We start from the raw sequence: 4,311 nt of genomic DNA, 5'->3' as shown, positions 1-4,311 counted from the left end.
TTCAGCGCAGCTAAGTGTGAACCTAGAATCTCGCATGGGGGTGATCTCATCTTGCATTCGAGCCGAAGGTTTTAGCTTCGGGTATTCCAGTCGATTTTGCAAATTGTGGCAGTGACCTGATAGAGGGCAATTTCACTTTTTAGTGGTTAACTTAAGGTGTTTTAGGTTCTTCAAATTGTCCTTCGATACACTTTGATAGCCTAATTCAAGTACGAATGTGTGACTGAGCCCGCGTGAATGGGACTTTTATCTGTCCTTTACTTTAGCAAGCCTGTATTTATGTGGGCATTAGCGTTTGATGTTTTACTCGAGCCTAAATACGAGTGTTTGACAAGTTTGGGGCTCGGTGATTTTTATCATCCATGTCTTACGTTGGATCTGCAAAATCGAGTCTATCTTTTATGGGAGCTTGTGTTGGCGGCAAAGCCTGTCTTCACCCTAATCCATTCAGCGTACAGGCTTAACACTCATAAATATATCATTGGTAAATATAACGTTGGGCTGTGATTCAGCGTGATAGATCAAGGAGAAAGCGTGCTCGAAAATCAAATGATGTTATTGGCGGTATTTGAACGGGCGGCCTTGATGCTGATGACCTTGTTCTTTTTAACTCGCACTCGACCGTTCCAGCGTTTATTCCAAAAGCGTAATCACACTCCCGCAGAGCTGGTCTCAGTGGCGGCGATATTTTGCTTATTTGCGGTGTTCAGTACCTATACCGGCATTGAGGTTGAAGGCGCGTTGGTCAACGTGCGGATTATCGCGATTATTTCCGGCGGGATATTATTTGGCCCTTGGGTTGGTATTCCCGCGGGCGTGCTGTCGGGGCTGCATAGATATCTGATTGATATGGATGGCGATACTTCTATCCCGTGTTTAATCGCCAGCATTATTGCTGGTCTAATGGCGACCTGGATTTACTACAAATGCCCCAAATCTAAGTTATGGATTTATGGCATTGTGGCGGGCATGTTGTGCGAAACACTGACCATGTTGTTGATTTGGCTGCTGACAGAGCCGCACCAGGTGGGTGTAGAGATTGTGAGTCACATTGCCTATCCCATGATTGCGGGCACTGTGTGTATCGGACTGATTATCAAGCTAGTGCAAGATCTCGACGATGAGAAAGAGCTCATTGCCGCCAAGCAGGCCAAGCTCGCGCTGGATATTGCCAACAAAACCTTACCTTTCTTCCGCAAAATTGATCGCCATGCCTTAGAGCAAGTGTGCGGCGTGATCCGTAATGAAATCCATGCCGATGCCGTGGCGATTACCGATACTCGCGATGTACTAGCTTATATGGGCGTAGGCAAAGATTACTACGAGGTCGATGGTCATCAAGCGATTAGCGAGATGACTCAAAGGGCGATAGAGCTAGATCAAAACATTATTAACAACGACTTACGCCAATATCATTTATCGGATTTTCATTCGGTCATCATAATCCCGCTGCGTGAAAACGGCACGGTAAGCGGTACGCTGAAGATTTATTATCGCAATAACTATCGGATTACCAGCTCGCTGCGAGAGATGGCGGTGGGCTTGTCGCAGCTGATTTCGACCCAGATGGAAGTGTCGCGTATCGAGCAATTGCAGGAGATGACCCGCAAGGCGGAGTTTACTGCGCTGCAGAGCAAGATTAACCCGCACTTTTTATTTAATGCCCTCAATGCGATTTCTTCTTTGATCCGTATTCGGCCACAGCAGGCGCGACAGTTGATTGCTAATCTGGCCGATTATCTGCGCTATAACTTGGCTAAAGGCGATGAGCTGATTGATATCCAAGAAGAAGTGAAACAAGTCCGTGATTATGTGGCGATTGAGCAGGCGCGTTTTGGCGACAAGCTTGAAGTGATCTTCGATGTCGACGATGTACATTTTTGTGTACCTTGCCTCTTGTTACAGCCGCTGGTGGAAAACGCGATTTTGCACGGCATTCAGCCGCGCAGTGCACCGGGTAGAGTGACGATAGAAGTGAAAAAACTCGATGCAGGTATTCGCGTCGCCGTGCGCGATACTGGCTATGGGATCCGCCAAGAGGTGATTGATGGCGTAGCTGCTGGCCGTGTAGAAAGCAGCAGTATTGGGCTGATGAATGTGCACCAGAGAGTGAAATTATTGTACGGCGAAGGTTTGCAGCTTAAACGGCTCGAGCCGGGGACGGAAGTCAGTTTTTACTTACCGGAAAATGAGGCGCAAGTATGTTAAAAGCCATCATAGTTGAAGATGAATATCTCGCCCGTGAGGAGCTAGAGTATTTAGTGAAGAGCCACAGTGAGATAGACATAGTGGCTAGCTTCGAGGATGGCTTAGAGGCCTTTAAATATTTGCAGGATCACGAGGTCGATGTGGTGTTTTTGGATATCCAAATACCGTCCATTGATGGCCTTTTGTTGGCGAAGAATCTGCATAAATCGACCCATCCTCCCCATGTGGTGTTTGTTACTGCCTATAAAGAATTTGCAGTAGAAGCGTTTGAGCTCGAAGCCTTCGATTATATTCTCAAGCCCTACAATGAACCGCGGATCATCAGCTTATTGCAGAAGATTGAACAGGTGGGGCGGCAAGCACCAAAGCCGCAACATGAGGCCGCGAGCAACACCAGTCGAACCGTGAATTTAGTCAAAGGTGAGCGGATTATCGTCACGCCCTGCGAGCAAATTTATTATGCCGAGGCAGATGAAAAACTCACCTATGTGTACACCCGCACCGACCGTTATGTGATGCAGATGACCATCAGTGAGTTTGTGAGTCGTTTGCCTGCTGAAGGTTTTTTTCGCTGTCACCGTTCCTATTGCGTCAATATCAACAAGATCCGCGAAATCGTGCCTTGGTTCAATAGTACTTACCTGATTAGGTTGCATGATTTGTCGTTCGAGGTGCCCGTTAGCCGTAGTAATATTAAGGCTTTTCGACAGCTGATGAGGCTGTAATTGTCATTCATTCCTGCAGATCTGTATTTCATGCCTTAATTGATCGGCGCGAATCGCATCTCTCTTATAGTGGACTCAATTCCTGATCCCCTAAAGCGAGATGCATCATGACTAAAGAGATGAACCGTACTCGGTACCTGACCTTAGTTGGTACTATTATCACCCAGTTTGCACTCGGCTCAGTTTACACTTGGAGCCTGTTCAATGCGCAGTTGGCCGTTAAGCTCGACGAACCCGTCAGCCAAGTGGCATTTGTGTTTGGTTTGCTGAGTTTGTCTTTGGCCGTGGCATCTTCCATGGCGGGCAAATTACAGGAACGCTTTGGCGTACGTAATGTCACCTTAGGCGCAGGCCTGTTACTCGGTGTTGGATTCTTACTCACTGCCCAAGCCAGTAACTTGATGATGCTTTACCTGTGCGCAGGGATTTTAGTGGGCTTTGCCGATGGCACTGGCTACTTGATGACCTTGTCTAACTGCGTGAAGTGGTTCCCTGAACGCAAAGGGCTGATTTCGGCGTTAGCGATTGGTGCTTATGGTCTAGGTAGCCTCGGATTTAAATACATTAACGTGCTGTTACTCGAAAACACTGGCCTTGAAACCACCTTCCAACTGTGGGGGCTGATCGCCATGGCGTTGGTCTTGTGTGGTGGTATGTTGATGAAAGATGCGCCTGCACAATCAGCCGCAAGTCAGCAGGCCGAAAGCCGCGACTTCACCCTCGCAGAAGCCATGCGTAAGCCGCAATACTGGATGCTGGCGCTGATGTTCCTGTCTGCCTGTATGAGTGGTTTGTATGTGATTGGTGTGGCTAAAGATATCGGTGAGAAGATGGTCGACTTGCCTGTACTGGTCGCCGCCAATGCTGTTGCTGTGATTGCTATGGCGAACCTCAGTGGTCGTTTAGTGCTGGGTATACTATCGGACAAAATCCCCCGCATTCGGGTTATTTCGCTGGCGCAGATCATCACCTTAGTCGGTATGGTGTTACTACTGTTTGTACCTTTGAATGCTAACCTGTTCTTCGTTGCGGTCGCCTGCGTTGCCTTTAGTTTTGGTGGCACTATTACTGTCTATCCATCACTGGTGAGCGACTTCTTCGGCCTGAATAACCTGACTAAAAACTATGGGGTTATCTACTTAGGTTTCGGTATCGGCAGTATTATCGGTTCGATTGTCGCCTCGTTATTTGGTGGGTTTATTGCAACATTTAACGTGATTTTAGTGCTACTGGTGGTGGCGTTAGTCATGTCATTAACCATTCGTATGCCAGAGCCCAAAACTCCTGCGTCAGCTAAGAAAGCGACTAAGAGTACGCCTCGCTTAGTGAATATGACGGCCGAATCTGCATAGGCGTAAGCTAAGCTTTTCCTCTTTAG

3 protein-coding genes are annotated in these 4,311 nt (G+C 47.7%); all 3 read left to right on the top strand.

Translation table 11 applies throughout. From position 1 onward, the window contains the following. Positions 1–534: 534 nt before the first annotated feature. The 3 genes from NE536_RS22430 to NE536_RS22420 all read left to right on the top strand — a co-directional run bounded on the left by NE536_RS22430 (position 535) and on the right by NE536_RS22420 (position 4,285). Positions 535–2,208: a LytS/YhcK type 5TM receptor domain-containing protein gene (locus tag NE536_RS22430; protein ID WP_342455093.1), complete on the top strand. Its 1,674-nt coding sequence runs from the start codon at positions 535–537 to the stop codon at positions 2,206–2,208. Beyond that, on the top strand, positions 2,202–2,933 hold the full coding sequence (locus tag NE536_RS22425; protein ID WP_105250908.1) for a LytR/AlgR family response regulator transcription factor: 732 nt from the start codon (positions 2,202–2,204) through the stop codon (positions 2,931–2,933). The genes NE536_RS22430 and NE536_RS22425 overlap by 7 nt, the downstream gene beginning before the upstream one ends. Positions 2,934–3,040: 107 nt before the next feature. Further along, on the top strand, positions 3,041–4,285 hold the full coding sequence (locus NE536_RS22420; protein WP_261274070.1) for an L-lactate MFS transporter: 1,245 nt from the start codon (positions 3,041–3,043) through the stop codon (positions 4,283–4,285). The last annotated feature ends 26 nt before the right edge of the window (positions 4,286–4,311 follow it).

Source organism: Shewanella septentrionalis, assembly GCF_025370265.1.
Classification (GTDB): domain Bacteria; phylum Pseudomonadota; class Gammaproteobacteria; order Enterobacterales; family Shewanellaceae; genus Shewanella; species Shewanella hafniensis.
This window is presented reverse-complemented; position numbering and strand designations above follow the sequence as displayed.